Below are 21005 nucleotides of genomic sequence, written 5' to 3'. Positions count from 1 at the left end.
AAAATGAAGTATATAAAAAGAATTACCGTTTTAACAGCTCTTGCCAGCTCGATGTTTATGGTATCCTGCCAGAAAGACTTTCTGGATGTGGTACCCACCGACCGCGTATCAGATGCTTCCATCCTGTCAGACTCTGTTTTGTTTGAGGCTTACGTCATTAACCGCTACATGGGAACAAGGCTTACAGATAAAGAAGCCGAGGGAACTTTGCCCGGATTTGGTCGCGGATTTGAATATGCCATGTGGTCATCACTCACTGATGAATCCATTTACAATAATGATGACAATACCTGGCTGATACAGCGCGGTCAGATCGCTCCGGAAAATACAGGGATTGCAGGCAGCTTCTGGGGAAGAAGCTACCGAAGTATCCGTGAGATCAATTATGCGCTTGCCAATCTGGATAAAGTCCCGGTGAGTGAAGGAAAAAAACGGATGCTTAAAGGCGAGTTACAGTTTATCCGCGCATTCCGCTATCATGACCTTATCCGTAATTACGGCGGCGTGGTATTACTGGGTGATAAGGTAACCGAAATCAGTAATGATCTGACCAGCCAGGATCTTTTCGACCGCTCTGATATTAAAACCAGTCTTGATTATGCCATTGCACAGCTTGACGAGGCGGCAGCTTTACTTCCGGAGTCCAATGACAACAATAGCTGGAAACTGGGAAGAGCAACAAAAGGTGCAGCTTTGGCTTTAAAATCGCGGTTAACACTTTATGCAGCCAGCGCTTTGTATAATGCAGGTACCTGGCAAGCAGCAGCGGCAGCGGCAAAATCTGTAATGGACCTAAACAAATACAGCCTTTACACAGGGGGTTATGGTAACCTTTTTACATCAAATGATAATTCTGAAATTATCTTTGGAAGGCTGTATGCTATCGGGGCGCGTCACGTATGTCTGGAAATTGCAAACGGACCAAACAGCTACAATGCATGGGGTGGAAACGTGCCGCTGCAAAATGTTGTGGATGACTATGAAATGATGGACGGCACCAAAGTGACCGATGCTAAAACTAGCTACGATCCGCAAAATCCTTATAAAAACAGGGATCCAAGATTTTATGCAACAATTCTGTATAATGGCGCGACTTACAGAAACAGCACCATTGAAACCTATACTCCTGGTGGAAAAGACAGCAAGGATGGTCCTTCAAACTGGAACACTTCAAAGACCGGATATTATCTTAGAAAATTCATGAATGATAATCTGCCGATAGATAACCCATGGGATGTTGCCGGTACGCAGACATGGATTTACTTCCGCTATGCAGAGATTCTGCTAAACTTTGCTGAGGCGCAAAACGAAGCATCCGGGCCAGATGCATCTGTTTATGCGGCCATAAACGCGGTGCGTCAGCGTGTGGGTGTGAATATGCCAGTAATTCCTGCCGGACTTACCCAGGCTCAAATGCGCGAGCGGATCCGTAACGAGCGCCGTATTGAACTGGCGTTTGAAGAGCACCGTTTCTATGACGTTCGCCGCTGGAAAATTGCAGCAGAAAAAGAAAATGTACCTGCCTATGGTATAGAGATCGGCAAGAACGGAACGGCTTATACCTATAAGCAAAAAGAAGCATTATCGGGAAAAAGCTTTGCCGAAAAACAATATTGGCTGCCCATACCACGTACCGAAATTCAGGCTTCTAACAATAAGCTGACACAGAATCAAGGATATTAATTTTCAAATCCAGCCCTTTTCCTCTCCGGGAAAAGGGCTTTTTTATACCTAAATCATGCTTTCAAAATTCACCTCCTGCAAAATATTAACCCTGCTTTTTCTCACCTTCACAATTGGCTCATGCCAGGCGGCTGAGAAAAACGACGAAGATCCCAAAACAGCCCAGCCCGTAACAATCACTATAAATCCATCCCAAACCTTTCAATCCATAGATCATTTTGGCGCTTCTGACGCCTGGGCCTGCCAGTTTGTTGGCAACTGGCCCGATGCAAAAAGAAATGCAATTGCAGATCTTCTTTTCAGCCAGCAGCTTTCGTCTGACGGACAGCCGAAGGGAATCGGATTGTCGCTATGGCGATTTAATATCGGTGCAGGCAGCGCGGAGCAAGGCGACCAAAGCGGAATTAATGATGAATGGCGAAGGGCAGAATCTTTCCTGAACGAAAACGGAGCCTATAATTGGGACAAACAGGCTGGGCAGATCTGGTTTCTAAATGCCGCCAAAGCCCGCGGTGTAAATGAGTTTCTGGCGTTTCCAAACAGTCCGCCGGTGCAGTTTACCATCAACAAAAAGGGATATGCAAGTAATGGAAAGACTAATCTTGCGACCGGAAGTTTCCCGCAGTTTGCATCATTTCTTGCCGATGTAATTTCGGGTGTTTCTCTCAAAACAGGCATCACATTCAACCATATCAGCCCTGTGAACGAACCGCAGTGGGATTGGAGTGATGGTGGCCAGGAAGGCACTCCTTTTTACAACAATGAAATTGCTCAAATTACCCGATTTCTCAGCGCTGCTTTAATCAAGAAAAAACTTGACACCAAAATTGATATTGCCGAAGCCGGCCAGATTGACTATCTGTATTCTGAATTTAACAAACAGGACCGCCAGAACCAGATCTATTCTTTTTTCAACAAAGCCTCGGCTAACTACGTTGGTGACCTGCCCAATCTTTCAAAATCCATTTCCGGACACAGCTATTTTACCACATCGCCTTATAAAACAGCGGCAGAAAAAAGGACCAGGCTTTCAGAAGAATTAAAAACCGTTGGCGGTTTAAAGTACTGGATGTCAGAATACTGTATTCTTGGTGATAACGAAGGGGAGATAAAAGGAGAAGGAAAAGATCCTGGTATTGAACCCGGATTATACGTAGCCCGGGTGATTCACAATGACCTGGTAAATGCCAACGCTTCGGCATGGCACTGGTGGCTGGCTATCTCACCTTATAACTATAAAGATGGTTTGATCTCTATCGATAAAAACAAAACAGATGGAAATTTTCAGGCTACAAAAATGCTATGGGCATTAGGACAGTACAGCCGTTTCATCCGTCCGGGGGCAGTAAGAACCGGGATTTCCATTAATAGCGATCAGAGTGATCTTCTGGTCTCTTCCTATTTGAATACCAGCGGAGAACTTGTCATTGTCATTATCAACTCCGGAACACAGGCGAAGGAAATTGTTTTAAAATCAAATCAAGGCAGTCTTTTGGTTCAAAGTGCCTACCAGACTTCTGCCGAAAGCAATCTGGGGTTGGTAGACGTTACAGCCTTTTCAAAAGGTTTCTCTGTTAACCCAAAAAGCATTTTAACAATAATTGCAAAAACAGGGAAATAGATAAATTTTGTGATTTAAAGACATTACAAAGCCTGCCAGCATTACGCCGATCAAAATACAAAATACCGCTAAAAAATTCCTCTTCCGCTCAAACCCCTGTGTTGAAAAAAACATCACAGGGGCTTTGCATTATGCTAAGGGATATGGGATAAATTAGATATATGGATTTATCGGTATTTATTGTCTTAATTCCCGCAAAAATCATACAACACTTAGTGAGAGATTTATTCTGACAACTTCATATGTCCGGCTATTAATTGTTGGCCTTTAAGAAGGGCCGCCGCAGATTGCTGGTGCAAAACCCTACTGCTGCCTGTGGAAGCGTCGTTATCCCAAAGGCCTGAGTGATGCCATACCTCCGGATAGTCCCAGTCGGGCCTGTCAATAATGGGATATAAACAAATACCTACCAGTGGAACGTGGCGGTCGATCACCTTTGCACATTCGTTTGCAACCATAGCAATCCACAGCGGCCGGTCTTCTTTTGGATGGCTTGTTTCTGATAACATGATCGGTTTGCCGTAGCGTTTATAGGCCGACTCAAGGAGATCGGAAAGTGGCAGCCATCTTGAATCGGGCACCGGATCGTTCCAACCAAGAAACTCGTGCCCGCCTATAATCCATTGATTATTGTAATAAAAATTATAACCAATAACATCAACCAGATCGGCGTTTCCTCCAAGTTCTGGACATAATCGCCCACAAAGCATATCAACAAACTGAAATTGCTGCTCATTCTGGGCTGCCGCCTCCGCATAATCTTCGGCGGTCGGTTCCAGGCCAGGCACCATATTGACCAGCGGCTCGGTAGTGACAACTCTAACCATGCTGCTGAGCTCTTTCATTGCCTTCACGCCGGCAATGTAGGCGCTCATCAAGGCATACTTCACTTCCCATCCTTTTTTACGACAATAAGGCACCGTTCCAGCAGCCTCACCGCCGAGCCAGGAAAGAAAACTCACTTCATTAATGGGTGTGACATACAACAGCTCGCCGGGATAATGAAGCATATAAAAGCTGACAAAGGCCTTGCAGAGTGAGACAAACCTTAACCTGAACTCGGGATGAAAAGGTGTCAGATCAGCGGGGAAACCAAAATGACAGATATCCCAGATTTGCTGGATATCTCCATCCTTGCCAGCGCTCATCATTTCAAGAACCACACTGAAATCGTACTGGTATGGCATGTATTCAACAACGCTCCACCTGATTCCTTCCCGAACCGTTTTAATGCCTACCGAGCTAATACGGGAATAATCTTCGCTCAGTAATTTCAGATGCCCGGTCATTTTAAGTAAATCTACACGGTGATTGCTTGCATTCATCAGATCACTGCATTCGAATCCGGCTATCCAAAATGTCCTGAATGAAATATCTGCACAGAAAGGTTTTTCTAAAAAAACTTTGTTATCACGTTGTGCATCTTCTTTCAAAGAAGTATCCGGATTAAAATAGTTCTGCATTGTTGCTGATTTTGAATGTGAGATATTTCGCCTTGGGCGCTGGGTCTTAATTTCTGTGGGGTTAGGAAATAACTTTCAGTAAAAGCCAGCTGGATCAAATCGCTGTACGTGATATAAAAATATTATACCACAACCCATTATCCCTTTCTGGAAACTATGAAAAACTTAATACCAAGCTTCAGACCGCTGCAAACCAGATAAGCCCTTCACAGAGCAGCTTCATGTTTAATAAGTAAAACAAAACATGCAGGATCATCTCTTGAGAATTATAAAAATTTAACTTATTATTGATGCTTATTAGATCAAATTATTGATACTAATGGTATCAATAATTTGATTAACCCTGTAAATCTGTCAATTACAAAAAGAGTAAAATCATCAACGTATTAAAAACTTCACATCTCATGAAAGAATCTATCAAAATAATTCCGGCAAAAAACAAAGTCGTTATTAGAATTTTCCGGCAGCAACCTGCGGCCGGCAGCCGTTTAAGCTGCGACGTCCACTTTGAGCTGCGCTCTTTGTGTGATATCCCTATTTTGATCTTTAAGCTCAGTCATGGTGGTGAGGTGATTGCCGTTCCGGTGCATTTTAAAAAAATCAGCACCTGGCCCGATCTTCAAACACTGCCACTTCACTTGCAATTTTTTGATCTAAATGAAGAAGTCGTTTTTTTCGAAAAACAGATCCTGCTGAGCCGGCAGGAAACTGCATCCATTACGGAGAACCGCTCCGAGCAGCTTAAAATGAAATCAAGACAAATTGATGCGATTGCAGACTTTATTTATTCAGATTATGTAGGTTTTGCCCAGCTGGCTGAATCTTTGTAATGGAGCAGCATTGAAATTCAATCCCAAAACGAGCTGGAAATGAACTATGCAATTGTCGATATAGAAACCACCGGAGGGCATGCGGCCGCAAGCGGAATCACAGAAGTAGCTATCCGGATTCATGATGGCATTTCAGTAATTGATCGCTTTGAAACGCTGCTGAATCCCGGCTGCTCTATTCCCCTGCCGATCCAGGCGCTTACAGGCATCCATCCTGAAATGATCCAGGACAGCCCTACGTTCAGCGAGAAGGCTGAAAAAATTTACCAGATGCTTGATGGATGCGTATTTGTTGCCCATAACGTTAATTTTGATTATTCCTTTCTAAAATATCATCTTCAGCTGGCAGGCTATCAGCTGAATGCTCCCAAGCTTTGCACCGTTCGTTTAAGCAGGAAACTTAAAGCGGGCCTGCCTTCTTACAGTCTTGGCAAGCTATGTGATACACTCGGAATCCGGATCGAAAACCGCCACCGGGCAGGCGGCGATGCGGATGCTACGGTGATACTATTTGAACAACTGCTCGCATCGGATTCTCAGGGGCATATCGCATCCATGCTTAAAAAAACATCAAAAGAGCAGCTGCTTCCTCCCAATCTTGACAAGGAAGAATTTACTGCGCTCCCATCCTGCCCTGGCATTTATTATTTCAAAGACCAAAAAGGCAAGGATATATACATTGGCAAAGCGGCGAATATTAAAAAACGGGTGAGTCAGCACTTTACAGGACATAATCCAAATGCACAGCGCCAAAACTTTCTTCGAAACATTTTTTCGGTCAGCTGCGAACCCTGCGGCAGCGAGCTGATGGCACTAATTTTAGAGGCATCGGAAATCAAACGACTTTGGCCATTGTATAACAGAGCCCTGAAACGTGCAGAACCGCGGTTTGCTTTGTATAGCTACGAAGATGGTGATGGTTTTTTAAGGCTTGTGATCGGAAAACAGAGCAAATTTCATAGCGCTCTGCACGTTTTTGATAAAGAAGCAGACGGTATCCGTCGCCTAAGAAAGCTGGTCATGGATTTTAAGCTCAATCCTGATAAATGCGCCTATGGCCATTATCCTCTGTTTAGCCAGGATGATCCGGAGCTGGTAAAACTGCGCGGCGATTTTAAAGCTATAACGGCCATCCAGTACAATGCATCGGTGATGCAGGCGCTGGACTTCTTTGCCAAGGGACTTGCGGATTTTGTGATTCTGGATACGGGAAGAGATCCTGGTGAACAAAGCTGCATCCTGGTGCAGAAAGGACGTCTGACGGCGGCTGGACATCTTTCTTATGAAGCCCTGAGCGGCGGGCTTGCCCAAGCCATGCAAAGTCTGAAACCAATCTCTGCGAACCATTACATGATGCAGCTCATTTTAAATTTCGCCGCTAAAAATCCTTCAAAGGTCAAATTTCTGAGCTGCTAAGAGGTTACAATGAATTCGTTTTCGCCCTATGATAAGGCTGATAAGTAGCACTTCACAACGGTTAACTACTAGTCATTTTGAAACTTTACATAGCGGTAAGACTAATCAAAATTACCTTAATTAAATATGGATATTAGCCGCCTGAACCTTGCCCGTCTGTACAAAAGCATGCCCAGTTTCGAAAAACCATGCAGCAAAGACACTGATTTCCTTCTAAACATGTAGGGAGCGCATACTTTTAGCAAAAACAGTTCTAACAAAGCTATACGGCGCAAAACAATCTACACAAATCCCGGTTTTAAGGCATTTAAGCTCCATTCAACGAAAAGGGTATCAATTCACCGGCTGGCATAAAACTTTACAGGGCGTGCTGGACATGTCGGGGTGTTCCCATGATACATAATCTGATCCAGACCGTTTTATGCCCGGTCAGAAAAACAGTTCGTCTAACTAAAAATCCTTTATGAAATTTAACACATTTACAATTCTGCTGCTTCTAATCCTGGGAGCAAGTGCAGCCAATGCACAGCGGGGTATGCCACCAAAGGCTAAAACCAGATCGGTTCTGATCACCAAGTATCCCCAGCACCTGGACTTTCTTCCTGCCATGGTCAAGTTAATTAAGGTTCCCGATGGCTGGCAAGTCAGTGTAGCTGCTGCTGGTCTGGGAAAACCCAGAATGTTATACAATGGACCTAATGGAGAATTGTATGTCACACGCAGGGATGCCGGGGATGTGCTGATGTTGAGGGACAATGACAAAAACAATACATTTGAAGAGCTTACCACCGTTGCGTCCGAATTTAAAGGTGTTCACGGTATTACCATCAAAGATGGCTTTATGTACCTCTGTAATAATGAGCAGCTAAGACGTTACCCATTAAACCCGGATGGTACACTTGGTGAAACCCAAATTCTGATCAGTGATTTGCCAAGTGGCGGCCAGCATCCGAACCGCACCATAGAGTTTGGTCCTGACGGGATGTTGTATTTGAGCGTAGGTGCAACTTGTAATGATTGTAAAGAAAGCGATAAAGAGACGGCTACCATGTTACAGGTCGACCCGAAAACCTGGAAACGAACTATTTACGCCAGTGGCCTGAGAAACACAATAGGTTTTGATTTTCAGCCGAAAACCGGAGAAATGTGGGGAGCTGACAATGGAGGTGATGGAAAAGGCAATAAATGGCCTCCTGAAGAAATTAATCAGATCGTCAAAAATGGCAACTATGGTTTTCCCTTCGCCTATGGTAAAAAAGAGGTTGACCAAAGCCGTGAAGACCCCGCCGGGGATACGAAGGAAGAATGGGTTAAAAATACATTGCCTTCTACTCTGGAATTACCTGCACACATGGCGCCGATCGCATTCAAGTTTTTTGGTGATGCTGCAAATATTCCAACGCAATACAGCGGTGATGCACTTGTTGCCTGGCACGGCTCATGGAACCGGAGTAAACCTTCGGGCTACAAAGTACAGCGTATTCACTTTGAAAATGGAAATGCCGTTGGCGCCGAAGATTTTATGACTGGATTTTTAAAACCCGGAATGCTGCTTTTCAAAAGAAAAACCAGATTTGGACGCCCAGCTGGTATTACTGTGACCCCATCAGGTGTGGTGTATGTTTCTGACGATGCAAATGGGGTAATTTATGCAGTTAAAAAAACGAACTAAGATGAAAAAATTAATATTCCCGCTGATCTGTATGGCATTTGTATACAGCTGCATAGCCATCAAGCCATCCGAACGAATAAATTTTAACGCTCCGGATTCCTACCCGGAAGGAATTGCTTTTGACAGTACGCGAAATGTATATTATGTATCTTCTGCCAGAACCGGCACAATTGGTAAAGTGACGCCGGAAGGTGCATACTCAGTTCTGCATGCCGACAGTATGTTAAAATCAACATACGGAATGAAAATACATCCGGATGGTAAAAGACTTTTTGTTTGTGTGGGTGATGCGAATTACAGTAAATTCACTTCTCTTGACACACGACAAAAAATGATCCGTTTGATCAGTATTGATTTGGCCAGCGGTAAACGCCTGTCAGATACCGACCTTTCAGGATTGGTTCCTGGCAAGCATTTTGGTAACGACTTGGTCTTTGACGCAAAGGGAAATATTTATATGACTGACAGCTATGCTAATGTGATTTATAAAATCACTGCTGAGGGCAAGGCGTCGGTATTTTCTAAAAGCAAAAAATATGAGACCAAGGGAATTGGCCTGAATGGCATCGTTTATCACCCCGCCGGATTTCTGCTGGTTGACAACAGTAATACGGGACAGATCTACAAAGTAGATATCGAAGCTCCCGACAATGTACAAAAAGTAGAAGTTGACCAGTATTTCCTGGGTGCAGATGGACTGCTTATGAGCGGTGACGATAAACTCACTGTCGTAGTTAATGGAGGGAATGACAAAATATTTCAGCTTAAAACCGACGATAATTTCAAAAGCGCATGGCTATCTGGCACCACACTCGCCGCCGACCGCTTTACCTACCCTTCCACTGCGGTAAGGAATGGAAAAGATATCTGGGTAATGAATGCAAAGTTTAGTGAGCTGGTTGACAGCAATGCAGTGCCTCCTAAATATTTTGCGATTCAGTTAGCCAAAATAAAACCTTTGCCAAAAATGAAAAAATAAGCGATGCTTACAGATATTTAGAAAATTAGGTCAGAAAACAATCCGGTGAAATGCTATTTCACCGGATTGTTTTTTTTGTATAAGTACTTATAAATCTGGCAATTAACAGAATGTGACTCATATTTTCGATCATTCCAGTAAAGTTCTTCTAAAACGTATAATTCCAATACTTTTTCAGATTTTGAAAAACGGCAATTAATTCATAGGCTGTTTGTCCTAACTGGGTAATTCTCTGATAGAGTATCGCTTCTTGAAACTTCATTTCCCCACAGTTGAAATAAATATACTCAAATGAGTCCTGATAGATTTACGATTAATATTTTGCTTCCAATGGATTTTGCAGACCAAAAGTTTTAATAAAGGGCGTATTAACAATTACGGATTTTAAAGAAGCTGCTGGAAAATCTGGTGAAAATTCCTCCATACGATAATTTTAGTTTCCATTGCTTATTAAAAAATCCACTTTTCCCTACGGTACATATGTGCCTGCCGGCTGGCTCATGAGCTTGCGAAGAAGAATGGGATGACATGATCAATATCAATCTTAAAGGTGCCTGGCTCGCTGCCCGGCATGTGATTCCGGTTATGATCAAGCAAAATCAGGAATATTGTCAACAATTCTTCGGTCGCAGGCTTCCGCGGGATGAACCGTTTAAGTCATTATGCCGCTCCTAACTGGGGATTGGTCGGAATAACAAAATCCTGGGCAATTGAGCTGGCACCTCATAATATCCGTGTAAATTCCGTTCATGCAACGGGTATGAATACGCCTATGAACGATGGCCTGGCCGCATTGGAAGGAAAAACGTCGCAGGAAATTGCTGAGGCATCGGCAGGAAATCTTTTGCCTGTTCCGTAGATTGAGCCTGAAAATGTTGCAAACGCGGTTGTATATCTCGTTTCAGATAAAGCCAGTTATGTTACCGGATCGCAATTTGTCCTGGATGCAGGTTTGTTAACACGTTGAAAATAAATGAAAACGCTGAAATATTATGTCGTTGATATTTTACAAATGAATAACAACGCGGCAATGAGCTGGTAGTCGTTTTAACGGATACTGATCTCGAATTGTCTGGTTATGAGAAGATTTGAGAAAAATTTGGGTGTTTCTAAACTTCATTTATTTATTATTCCAAAACGGATTAACCGTTAAAGATTAGGATGATACGACCATAATTTTGGTAAAGAGAAGCTTTAATGTATAAAAAAAATTCCGGCCCCGTCTGATATCATGACAGACAGGACCGGTTTTTAATTAATCCAGAAGCAGTTTGTTTGAGGTGATCTCTGTATTTGGTAACGGAAAAATGTAATTGCTTTGTGACGGTTCTACGGCTGGTGCAATCAGCGCGCTGCTGGATTTTGCGGGAATGGTAAACAGATTCCTAAGCAAGTCATTTGAACGGAATCCTTCTCCTAAAAGCTCTATCCTTCTTTCTTTCAAAATGGTACTGACAAGAGCAGCCTGGGTACCAATGGCAGCTGATGGAAATGTATAAGTTGCATCAGACCTGTTTCGCACTGCCTGTAACAATGCAGTTGCCGTTGCCAGGTCTCCCGTACGGGCGGCCGCTTCTGCATAGTTTAACAGCACCTCAGAATACCGGATAATTGGCAGATAATCCAGAAACGGTGAAGGCTTGTTGTACTTTGTCAAAAACTGAACACCAGAAGCGGTTCTTGCAAAAGTTCTTCGGGCATCAGTCGCTTTCCATTCTGCGTCTCCCCAGATTCCGGAAGGATTCAGGTTGTATTCTGAATTGGCATTAAAAACATACGGAAAAGAAGATTGTCCGGTAACGTTGTCAAGCTCGGTCATCGGTACAGACAAAATTGATTCAGTACTCGTATAATTCGTTGTAAAAATTTCAATAATATTCTGGAGCTTGTGCGCTACACCGGTTGTGGCAGAATATGGAGCAGTGGTTGAGACAATCTTTTTTGCCTCTTCAACGACCTTGGCATAATTCCCACTGTTTAAGTAAACCCTTGTTTTTAAAGCAATTGCAGTATTCCTGTGCGCTCTTGTCGTATTAAGTAACGCAGTGGAATAGGTAAGCGGAAGGTCAGCTTCTGCTTCATCAAGGTCTTTAATGATCTGGGTATAAATTTCTGCCACCGTACTTCTCTTCAAATCATTATTTGCAGTTGTAGTTTCTGCCAGCAGGCGTAGCGGCAGCCCTTTGGATGCGCCTTTATCCTCGTTTAATGGACGGGCATATAATGTCACCAGATCAAAATAACTCAGGGCCCTCAAAAATTTCGCCTCTGCAACATATTGTTTTCCAACGACATCAGTGACCTTGCCGGGATTATCAGCAATCCCTTTGATAAGAATATTGGAATTATTAATGGTGCTGTAAGCCGCAGCCCAGAAACCGGCAACAAAATTGGATCCGGCATTCAGCGTTTCACTCCAAGCCTCAAAAGCAGTGAATGTATTGCTGGTCCGGTTGATAAATTCTTCTCCCCTGGCCTCAGTATAGGTATAATAATTTCCCCCGTAAAAGTTGGCGTTTTTAGCTGCTTTGTAAATTCCGTTCACCAATGCCAAAATTCTGTCCGGCGTGTCAAAGGCGTTTGCTCCACTGATGGAAGTTTCCGGCGTCGGATTTAAAAGCTCATCTTTGTTGCAGGCAGCAGTTGCCATAAACAAAGCTAAACTCAAATACAATCCGGTGCGACGCGGTGATAAATTTATATTTTTCATAGTAATCTTCTTTTTAAAAACAGCTTTTATTAAAATCCTACGTTAAGACCCACAGTGAACGTTCTGGCTTGGCCAATTGAATTTTTTTCAACTCCCGGCGTAGTATTGGAATTTCCGTTAACAGAAGATTCCGGATCGCTTCCTTTGTATTTTGTCCATAAAAATCCGTTGGACACCTGCGCATAAACCCGTAAGGAACCGATACCTGTTTTGGTCAGAATTGAAGATGGAAACCGGTATCCCAGCGAAGCATTCTGAAGACGAATAAAATCTGCTTTTTCGGCGTTGGTAGATACAGGGAACGAAGAGCCGCTCGAAAGCTGGTCGTTATAAACCAGACGGGGAACGTCGGTAACATCACCCGGTTTTTGCCAGCGGGTCAAAACCTCAGTGGAATTGTTATAGGCGCGCTGATCAAGCAATGTGGCCCGGGTCCCGTTCATGACCAGATTCCCACCTGAGTATGACAAATTTATTCCAAGATCAAAGTTTTTGTATTTGAAATTATTGATAAAACCTCCGTACCATCTTGGCAGCGCGTTTCCGATCAGATAATAGTCAGCACCCGTAATGGCTGCGGCCTTCGTGCCATCCAGATAAGACCATTGATTATCACCGGCACCTACCACCTGGCTATATTGTACTTTTTCTCCTTTGGCATTAATAAAAATCCTGCGGCCATTATCCGGATTTACACCCGCCGTTTTTGCGCCGTACAAGCTGCCGACAGAATATCCAACCCGGGTCACATTGGTAGTTTCATAGGAAACGTGTGTAGTTCCTACGATGTCTGTGTTACCCTCTGCAAGTGCCGTTACTTTATTATTCAGGTTGGTATAATTTAATGAAGCGTTCCAGGAAAAACTTCCCTTCCGAATCAAGTTGGCATTGATACCGATCTCTATACCACGGTTATACATGGATCCCACATTACCCAATATTGAATTGTTAGGAATTCCTTTTGAAATTGCCTGAGGTGCACTCAGGATCAAACCGTTAACATTGTTATTAAAGTAAGTCAGCTCTAACTGGATACGGTCATTTAGCAGGCCCAAGTCAGCACCGATGTTGGTTTGCTCGCTGGTTTCCCAGCCCAGAGAAGCGTTTCCGGCCTGTGATATAGCGGAGGTTGGTACACTTCCGTAAAGTGACCCGCTGTATAATTCCAGCGAACTGTATGAATTACTCAAATTACCATTTCCAACCCTTCCCCAGCTTGCCCTTAACTTAATGTTATTCAAGACAGAAGCAACGCTTGAATTTTTGTAAAATTCTTCTTCTGAAAGCGCCCAGCCACCGGAAACTCCGCCGAAATTACCATACTTCTTACCTGCTCCCAGCGCAGAATTTCCATCACGTCTGAAATTAAGCGTAAGGAAATATTTTTTGCTTAAATCATACGTAATCCTCGAAAAGTAAGACAGGTATGCGCGCTCATTAATATCGTTGTCGGAAGCTGTGATCGAGCCCCAGTTTCCCTGATAGTTCTGATAAAAGGGATCAGACGTTTGTGTTCTCGTTGCACCCCAGGACGAATTAGTAAATTTCTGAACATCGTAACCTGCAAGTACAGTCACCGCATGTTTGCCGCCGAAAGTTTCTGAATAATTCAGCGTATTGGTCCAGTTCCAGCTATCGCGGATGGCAGAAACGTTGGCAACAGATCCCTTGCTGGAATAACCATTACCCTGAACGGGACTATCAAAACTTACATTATCCGTACGCAAACGGTCCACTGCATACGAAGTATTAAAATCCAGGTTTTTAAGAAGTTTTGCCGTAGCTCCAAAGCTGGCAATCACCCGGTCATTTTGTGATGTATAACGGTTCAATTCCAGAAGCGCGACCGGATTTCCAAAGTTACTCACCACTTTATTGTTTCCCATTCCAATCGTGTTCGGACTCGCAGTGCTGATGTTGTAACTTCCGTCTTCATTGAAAGCAGGAACGTTTGGCGGTAAGGAAATTGCCAGACGGGCTGCACCTACCAGAAAGAAGTTTGATCCCGGCAAAGATCCGTTATAGGGCGACTCGTTATAGCTGGTGTTGTACGAAACACTTCCTTTTAATTTCAACCAACTGTTTACGGTCTGGTCGATATTGAAGCGCACAGCCTTTCTATTAAATTCATTTTCTTTCAGGAATCCATTTTGTTTGGTATAGTTGGCAGAGAAATAATATTTGGTGGTTTCCGTACCGCCAGAAACATTTACGTTATGATTTTGAGAGACACCTTTCCGGTAAATGTAGTCATACCAACGTGTGTCAATCGGTGAGCCGTCAGAGCGGGTATTTGGAAAAAACAGTGCAGATGCTACGTTGTCATTATTTGCATTTCCACCCAAAATTTTGGCATTTAAAACTGCCTCATTTTTAATCGCAATGTATTGTTCTGCGTTCAAAAGTTTAGGCAAGCGGACAACATCGGAAACACCCGCCCAGGTTTCATATGAAATTTTTGGCTTGCCCGTCTTGCCACGTTTGGTGGTAATCAGCAATACGCCAGCTGCTGCCCGTGACCCGTATATAGAAGTTGATGCCGCATCCTTTAAAACGTCAATTGATTCAATATCAGCGGGATTAATATCTCCAAGCGGGTTATTTGGCACGGCTGTACTGGCAGAAACGTTACCGGTATTAATCGGAATTCCATCAACAACAACCAACGGATACGAACTCAACGAAATTGAATTTACCCCACGAATCCTGATCACCGGCGGGTTATTTAAAACTCCGTTAGGCTGCCCAATGCTTACCCCGGCTGCTCTGCCCGCAAGCGCCTGATCAAAACTCTGGACAGGCTGTTCCTTGATCGCTTCTCCGGCAACACGCACCGCCGAACCGGTAAATTCGGCTTTGGTTTGCGTACCATATCCCACAACCATTACCTCACTTAACTGCTTGCTATCCGAAAGCAGCTCAATATCAAAACCGGCCTTATCGTTGACTGCCCGTTCTATGGGACTGTATCCGATAAAAGAGAAAACCAGCGTCGCATTTTCATTGACTGATAAAGTGAATTTCCCGTTCGAATCGGTGATAGTACCATTGGAAGTTCCTTTTTCGAGTACAGCTACACCGGGTAAAAAGTCGCCGGATTCTTTGTCTTTAATAGAACCTGAAATTACCCGATCCGCTGTTTTTGATTGCGTTATATGGCCTGTTGATACTTTGTTTATTTTATTGTTTTCGGCCAATGCCGGATTAGCGGCCAGTAAAACGGCCAGGGGAAAGAGTGCGCGGGCAGACCTGATTTTCCATGAGTCCCGCAGTAAAGCTGGGTATTTTTTTTGCATTCTAAAATAGGATATAATTAATAGATCATAAGATGAGTTCAAACAAAATTCCGGATCAAACAAACCGGAAGAGACTTGCATGTGACATAGGAATTCTTTCTCCCTGAAAGAATCGGGAGGTGTAGATACGGTTACAATAACCAGACAAAAAGCATCAATGATCAGAAAAGATCAATGAACTTAATATCTCGGCAACTGGCTGCAACAACGGGAATACGAAAGAATCAGGATGATTATCCTTCCTGACGTAACGGGAACTGGCGAGAGTAAATGTTTTATGCTCATAAGAATTATGATTAAAAAATTGACTCCTTACCCACAGGTGGTTTACAAGTAAAGATTATAGTCTACTAAGTTTATAGACAAACTAAATTAAAAAAATTTATAAATGCAAATTAATTGTATCTTTTTAAGAAGACACTTTTAACATTAAAGTAAACTCGAAGTTGTACAAAGCTGTATTTTAATGCAGTAATAATATCTCTTATGATTTAAATCGAGATATTTCAAGCGTAATTTTTTAGTGTATCGTGAAGCTGGCGCGCTGCTGTCAATCCTTCCGGACAACGTTTGCAAAACCAGATGTCTGTTTATCGTTTTATCATTTTGTCTTTTACAATTTCTGAAATAACTTTTTCCCGCAGACTTTGGCTGATCGTAATCTTTTCTTTTCCAATGTTCAAAATAACGCCTTCAATACTTTTAATCTTAGTTTTGTTCACAATAAAAGATTTGTGGACTTTAATAAAAATATCTGATGGCAATTGTTCTTCCAGATTCTTGATCGTAACATATACCATCATTTTTTTTGAATTTGTGTAGAGCATCACATAATTCAGCATCGCTTCGGCATACAGCAAATCCTCGTACAAAACTTTCTCGATCTGGTTATTACATTTTATAAAAAAATGGTCGTCAGGATTCGGCTTCTGTGTTTGAACATTTTTTCTCAAAGCATTCATTTCCTTTGCTTTATTACAAGCTTTCAAAAATCTGTCAAAGGATATGGGCTTTACCAAATAATCCAGAACATCCAGTCCATAACCTTCAATGGCATATTCTGCATAAGCCGTTGTCATTATCACATTTGCGGATGTTTTTGAATTTTTGAGAAAATCGATACCATTTAGCTTAGGCATATTGATATCCAGAAAAATCAAGTCAACGCCATTTTCATCCAACAATGTCATGGCTTTCAATGGATTTTCAGCCTGGCCGACCAGTTCCAGAAAACTTATTTCTTCAATAAATTCCTGCAATATTTTTCTTGCTATCGGCTCATCGTCTACTATGATACATTTCAGCTTCATCGTGAATTTATCGATAAATTTGTTTCGTAAAAATCCTGTTCATTATTTACGTCAAGTGTATGTTTGTCAGCGTACAACAAATCCAACCGCCTTTTTAAATTTACTAATCCGATACCGCCTGAATTTACATCGATGGCACTTTGATGTATTTCTTTTGTATTGATAATGGAGCAAAACAACCTGTTTTCTTTTACAAAAATCTGAATATCAATCTTGTTCTCTTTATCAGAAAAACTGCTGACAAATTTGAAAGCATTTTCGATCAACACAACAATCAGGAGCGGAGCAATTTCTAATCCTGATCCGATATTTTCCGTGTCAATATTTACAACCAGCCTGTCATCTTTTCGCAACTTCTGAAAAGCAACATAATTTTTGATGTACGCCACCTCTTTATCCAAACTCACTTTTTCTGCGCCGCACTCATAGAGCTGGTACTTAAATAAATCGGAAAACTGTAACAGTATCGCTCTGGCCGTACGATTGCTTCTATCAATATGACCGTATATGGTATTCAGTGAGTTCAAAAGTGCGTGAGGATTGATCTGCGCTTTTAAATAATCCAGTTCATTTTTTATTCTTTCTTTTTCCAGTAATTCCAGCTGCTTCTGGGTTTGTTTCCTGTCGATCAACATCTTAATGATTGTAACCAACAATACCCAAAGAGAAATATTGACTAATGAATTTAAATATATTGTATTGAAATCAATTACCGGTCCATGAAAAAAATGCCGGTTCATCTGCAAAGCTACCAATGTCCTGAACCATGCCGAAAGAGCAATGATTGTCAGCGTGGCAATTGCAAACAGAAAGTTTTTTTTCCTGAACAATAATTTTGGAACACTGAAATTATTGATAGCGTAAAAGTCGGCTGTGATAAAAATCAAATAGCAAAATTCCACAGTCATTGTTTTGGTGATAGAAACCGAATAACTGCGAAAAACAAGCACCCATAAAAGATAGATACCTGCCCAAAAAAGTATGTGATAGCGTAGTGTCCTGCTTTTCAATTTCTTTTGGTTTTCCAAAGTTATCAACCTTAAAATCAGCGGTAAACTTTATTACACCATGCAGGTAAAATTCTTGATAAAACAGGGGTTAATCAAGAAAAAGGAATGGTTGCTGTAAAAAGTTTTTAATACGCTGTGGGAATGGTGAGGTTAGCGGCATCAATTATCTAAAACGAAAAACAATGAAAAAAATCGTCGATTGGTTTTTTAATCCGCCTGCTACCGGGCAATCTGCCATTTTATTCTTACGCTTAATGGCAGGAGGTGTCTTTTTCTGGGAAGGCATTTTAAAATTTGTCTACCCAAATCAAGGCGTAGGCAGGTTCACAAAATTAGGCTTTGCATTCCCCGAAACTACCGCACACATAATAGCCGCCGGTGAAATTATCGGTGGCTTACTTCTCATCTTCGGGCTTTTTACAAGGGTCGCCGCATTTTATTTTGTCATACAAATGATCGTTGCGATACTTAGTACCAAGGTTGATCTCTATTTTGGCACAAGCCCGTTACCTCTGCCGCCTTCTCCGCCAAAAACCGGTATTTGGGCAGTGCTCCACGAAATCCGTTCTGAATATGCGCAAATACTCACATGCCTTTTTCTTTTGATCGAAGGCGCAGGAAGAAGATCCGTTGATTTTATAATTTCAACGTCAAAAAAAGTATATACTATAACGGAAAAGCAAGTGCCTGTGAAAAGTTAAGACTGGAAGTGATACAGACTTTACTCCAATTTAAAAGAAGCAATCAGATTGACGATCAAATGCAATGCTGATTGCTTCTCACATAACTTTCTTTCCGTAAAGTTGTTATATCAAAGGATGAACAGAAAATTTCTCATCTCGCTCATTCCGTTAATGAACACGTTTTTAGCGTTGCCAGATATATTCTAATATGAAAATATCTTCTGGATAACCTCCGTTTTTTAAAAGAAGTCAGTTATCCCCAATTATTTCCTTCCGGTGCTGTATACCCCACGCTGTCAGATTATTAATGATCGTTTGCAAGGTTTTGCCATGTTTGGTAAGTTCATATTGAACCGTTATAGGATGTGTGTCTAAAACCGTTCGCTCGACCAGTTTATTTATTTCCAGTTCCTTTAATTCTTTGCTCAACATTTTGTTCGATATACCCACTACATCGTTTAGAATGTCAGAAAACCTTCTTTTGTTATAATGGCAGATCGATGAAATGATATAGATTTTCCATTTTCCACTCAGCACGTCCATAGCGTCGTGGACTGCCATCATCTCCTTTTTCCGATCTATTTGAAATTCCGGTTTGCACTCCATAGGTTACTTTGTTACTTCAAGGTTACTGTTACTTTTCGTTACAAAGTTACTAAAATAAACATTCACAATCTACCTTTGTAGCTTCAAATTGTAATGATAGAAAAATGAATAAGTTAAAAAACAAAGTAGCCATAGTTACAGGCGCATCAAAAGGTATAGGTGCATCGATTGCCAAATATTTTGCGGAGGAAGGAGCAAAAGTTGTCGTGAATTACGCATCAAGTAAAGAAGGTGCTGACAAAGTCGTGAAGGCCATAACTGATAACGGCGGTATTGCCATTTCAGTACAGGGCGATGTGTCAAAAGAAGCTGACGTCATCAGGCTTTTTGAAGAAACAAAAACCGCTTTCGATTCACTGGATATTCTGGTAAATAATGCTGGAATTTATCAATACGCCCCTATTGAACTGGTATCCGCGGAATCCATCCATCAGCATTTTAACGTCAACGTGTTGGGATCAATACTGGCAATTCGTGAAGCAGTTAAACTATTCGGGGATAAAGGCGGAAATATCATCAACATCAGTTCAGGGGCAAGTAATACGCCTTTGGCAACGGGCTCGGTATATTCTGCAACCAAAGCAGCGCTTGACGCCGTCACGATTTCTTTGTCCAAAGAATTCAGCGGTAAAAACATCCGTATCAACTCCATTTTACCCGGCGTAGTGGAGACGGAAGGGTCTCACAGTGCTGGTTTCATCGGCAGCGATTTCGAAACCAAACTGGTTGCCAATACGCCACTTGGCCGTACAGGTCAGCCGGAAGATATCGCAAAAGTGGCTGTATTCCTTGCCTCGGATGACGCGGCATGGATTACAGGTGAGAAGATATCCGTTTCGGGTGGTATCTACGGTATATAAAATTTAAAACAAATTAAAAACAAACAAATGAGTAAGTTAAAAAATAAAGTATCCGTCATTACCGGTGGCAATAGCGGAATCGGATTTGGCATTGCAGAAGCATTCAGAAATGAAGGAGCAGTTGGTGCTATCACAGGAAGAAATCAGGAAACAATTGACCAGTCCGTTAAACAACTTGGAACAGACTTCATAGGTATCGCGGGTGATGTGACCAGGATGGAAGATCTTGAAAGGATTTTCAAAGAAACTTTTGACAAATTCGGAAAGATTGATACGGTGGTTGTAAACGCAGGTGGTGCTGTGGAGGGCAGTCCCATGGCAGCCATTACCGATGTTACGGAAAACAACTACGACCAGTATATGGACCTGAATTTGAAGAGTTCTTATTTTACTGTTCAAAAAGCGCTTCCTTATCTGAACGACGGAGCATCAATCATCCTGATCGGTTCCAGCGCAGCACATCGGGCAGCACCTGGAATGGCGATATATGCAGCAGCCAAAGCGGCAATTATATCGCTGGCAAAAGGCTTATCACTTGATTTACTGGAAAGAAAAATCAGAGTAAATGCGTTGTCGCCAGGTTCTATTGACACACCTGTATTTGGTAAAATAGTACCGGAGGAACACGTAGAGCAGGTTAAACAAATTTGGACAAACCTGATTCCGGTTGGTAGAATGGGTTTACCTTCTGATATAGGCAAAGCTGCCGTTTTCCTTGCCTCTGATGATTCTACTTTTATTGTGGGAACTGAAATTCTTTCTGATGGCGGGATGACAAATATCAGCCTTATGAAATAATTATTGATTGACAGCATTGTGCAGGCGTTTAAACACTCGCACAATGCTGTCAAATTCAAAAACCTCCG

Annotated in this window: 15 protein-coding genes and 1 pseudogene; 10 read left to right on the top strand and 6 right to left on the bottom strand. The window is 42.2% G+C overall.

Annotated elements, in window-relative coordinates:
* Positions 1-3: 3 nt before the first annotated feature.
* Both IEE83_RS12290 and IEE83_RS12285 read left to right on the top strand, forming a co-directional pair.
* Entirely contained in the window at positions 4-1683 is a 1680-nt protein-coding gene (locus tag IEE83_RS12290) for a RagB/SusD family nutrient uptake outer membrane protein (RefSeq protein ID WP_194120865.1), read from the top strand.
* Positions 1684-1738: 55 nt separating this feature from the next.
* Positions 1739-3304, top strand: coding sequence for a glycoside hydrolase family 30 protein (locus IEE83_RS12285; protein ID WP_194120864.1), 1566 nt, complete (start codon positions 1739-1741; stop codon positions 3302-3304).
* 224 nt (positions 3305-3528) lie between these two features.
* Here the strand turns inward: IEE83_RS12285 and IEE83_RS12280 are convergent, their stop codons facing one another.
* Positions 3529-4767: an amine oxidase gene (locus IEE83_RS12280; protein ID WP_228101782.1), complete on the bottom strand. Its 1239-nt coding sequence runs from the start codon at positions 4765-4767 to the stop codon at positions 3529-3531.
* A 404-nt stretch (positions 4768-5171) separates the two neighbouring features.
* Between IEE83_RS12280 and IEE83_RS12275 the strand changes: the two genes are divergently transcribed.
* The 5 genes and pseudogenes from IEE83_RS12275 to IEE83_RS12255 all read left to right on the top strand — a co-directional run bounded on the left by IEE83_RS12275 (position 5172) and on the right by IEE83_RS12255 (position 10631).
* Positions 5172-5597: a hypothetical protein gene (locus IEE83_RS12275; RefSeq protein WP_194120863.1), complete on the top strand. Its 426-nt coding sequence runs from the start codon at positions 5172-5174 to the stop codon at positions 5595-5597.
* Between the two features lie 39 nt (positions 5598-5636).
* A complete protein-coding gene (locus IEE83_RS12270; protein WP_194120862.1) occupies positions 5637-7013 on the top strand; it encodes an exonuclease domain-containing protein in 1377 nt (458 codons plus the stop codon).
* Between the two features lie 463 nt (positions 7014-7476).
* Positions 7477-8685, top strand: coding sequence for a PQQ-dependent sugar dehydrogenase (locus IEE83_RS12265; RefSeq protein WP_194120861.1), 1209 nt, complete (start codon positions 7477-7479; stop codon positions 8683-8685).
* A 1-nt stretch (position 8686) separates the two neighbouring features.
* Positions 8687-9664: a gluconolaconase gene (locus IEE83_RS12260; protein WP_194120860.1), complete on the top strand. Its 978-nt coding sequence runs from the start codon at positions 8687-8689 to the stop codon at positions 9662-9664.
* A gap of 598 nt (positions 9665-10262) precedes the next feature.
* Positions 10263-10631, top strand: a pseudogene (locus IEE83_RS12255) (SDR family oxidoreductase).
* A 288-nt stretch (positions 10632-10919) separates the two neighbouring features.
* On the opposite strand, the gene IEE83_RS12250 reads toward IEE83_RS12255, so the two are convergent.
* The 4 genes from IEE83_RS12250 to IEE83_RS12235 all read right to left on the bottom strand — a co-directional run bounded on the left by IEE83_RS12250 (position 10920) and on the right by IEE83_RS12235 (position 17990).
* Positions 10920-12374: a RagB/SusD family nutrient uptake outer membrane protein gene (locus IEE83_RS12250; RefSeq protein ID WP_194120859.1), complete on the bottom strand. Its 1455-nt coding sequence runs from the start codon at positions 12372-12374 to the stop codon at positions 10920-10922.
* A gap of 29 nt (positions 12375-12403) precedes the next feature.
* Positions 12404-15670: a SusC/RagA family TonB-linked outer membrane protein gene (locus tag IEE83_RS12245; protein WP_194120858.1), complete on the bottom strand. Its 3267-nt coding sequence runs from the start codon at positions 15668-15670 to the stop codon at positions 12404-12406.
* A 590-nt stretch (positions 15671-16260) separates the two neighbouring features.
* Positions 16261-16980 (bottom strand): LytR/AlgR family response regulator transcription factor, encoded by a 720-nt coding sequence (locus IEE83_RS12240; RefSeq protein WP_194120857.1) that lies wholly within the window; start codon positions 16978-16980, stop codon positions 16261-16263.
* Positions 16977-17990 carry a sensor histidine kinase gene (locus IEE83_RS12235; RefSeq protein ID WP_228101781.1) on the bottom strand — a complete coding sequence of 338 codons (1014 nt, stop codon included), beginning with the start codon at positions 17988-17990 and terminating at the stop codon, positions 16977-16979. Before IEE83_RS12235 ends, IEE83_RS12240 begins: the two co-directional genes overlap by 4 nt.
* A 182-nt stretch (positions 17991-18172) precedes the next feature.
* Between IEE83_RS12235 and IEE83_RS12230 the strand changes: the two genes are divergently transcribed.
* Positions 18173-18691 carry a DoxX family protein gene (locus tag IEE83_RS12230; RefSeq protein WP_194120855.1) on the top strand — a complete coding sequence of 173 codons (519 nt, stop codon included), beginning with the start codon at positions 18173-18175 and terminating at the stop codon, positions 18689-18691.
* Positions 18692-18922: 231 nt separating this feature from the next.
* Here the strand turns inward: IEE83_RS12230 and IEE83_RS12225 are convergent, their stop codons facing one another.
* Complete coding sequence (locus IEE83_RS12225) at positions 18923-19279, bottom strand: winged helix-turn-helix transcriptional regulator (RefSeq protein WP_194120854.1); 357 nt, start codon at positions 19277-19279, stop codon at positions 18923-18925.
* 104 nt (positions 19280-19383) lie between these two features.
* Between IEE83_RS12225 and IEE83_RS12220 the strand changes: the two genes are divergently transcribed.
* Positions 19384-20139 carry an SDR family NAD(P)-dependent oxidoreductase gene (locus IEE83_RS12220; RefSeq protein ID WP_194120853.1) on the top strand — a complete coding sequence of 252 codons (756 nt, stop codon included), beginning with the start codon at positions 19384-19386 and terminating at the stop codon, positions 20137-20139.
* A gap of 27 nt (positions 20140-20166) precedes the next feature.
* A complete protein-coding gene (locus tag IEE83_RS12215; protein ID WP_194120852.1) occupies positions 20167-20937 on the top strand; it encodes an SDR family oxidoreductase in 771 nt (256 codons plus the stop codon).
* Positions 20938-21005: the final 68 nt, after the last annotated feature.

The organism is Dyadobacter subterraneus (genome assembly GCF_015221875.1).
Lineage (GTDB): Bacteria > Bacteroidota > Bacteroidia > Cytophagales > Spirosomataceae > Dyadobacter > Dyadobacter subterraneus.
The sequence above is the reverse complement of the archived record's forward strand: the minus strand, read 5'-3'. Positions and strand labels throughout refer to the sequence as shown.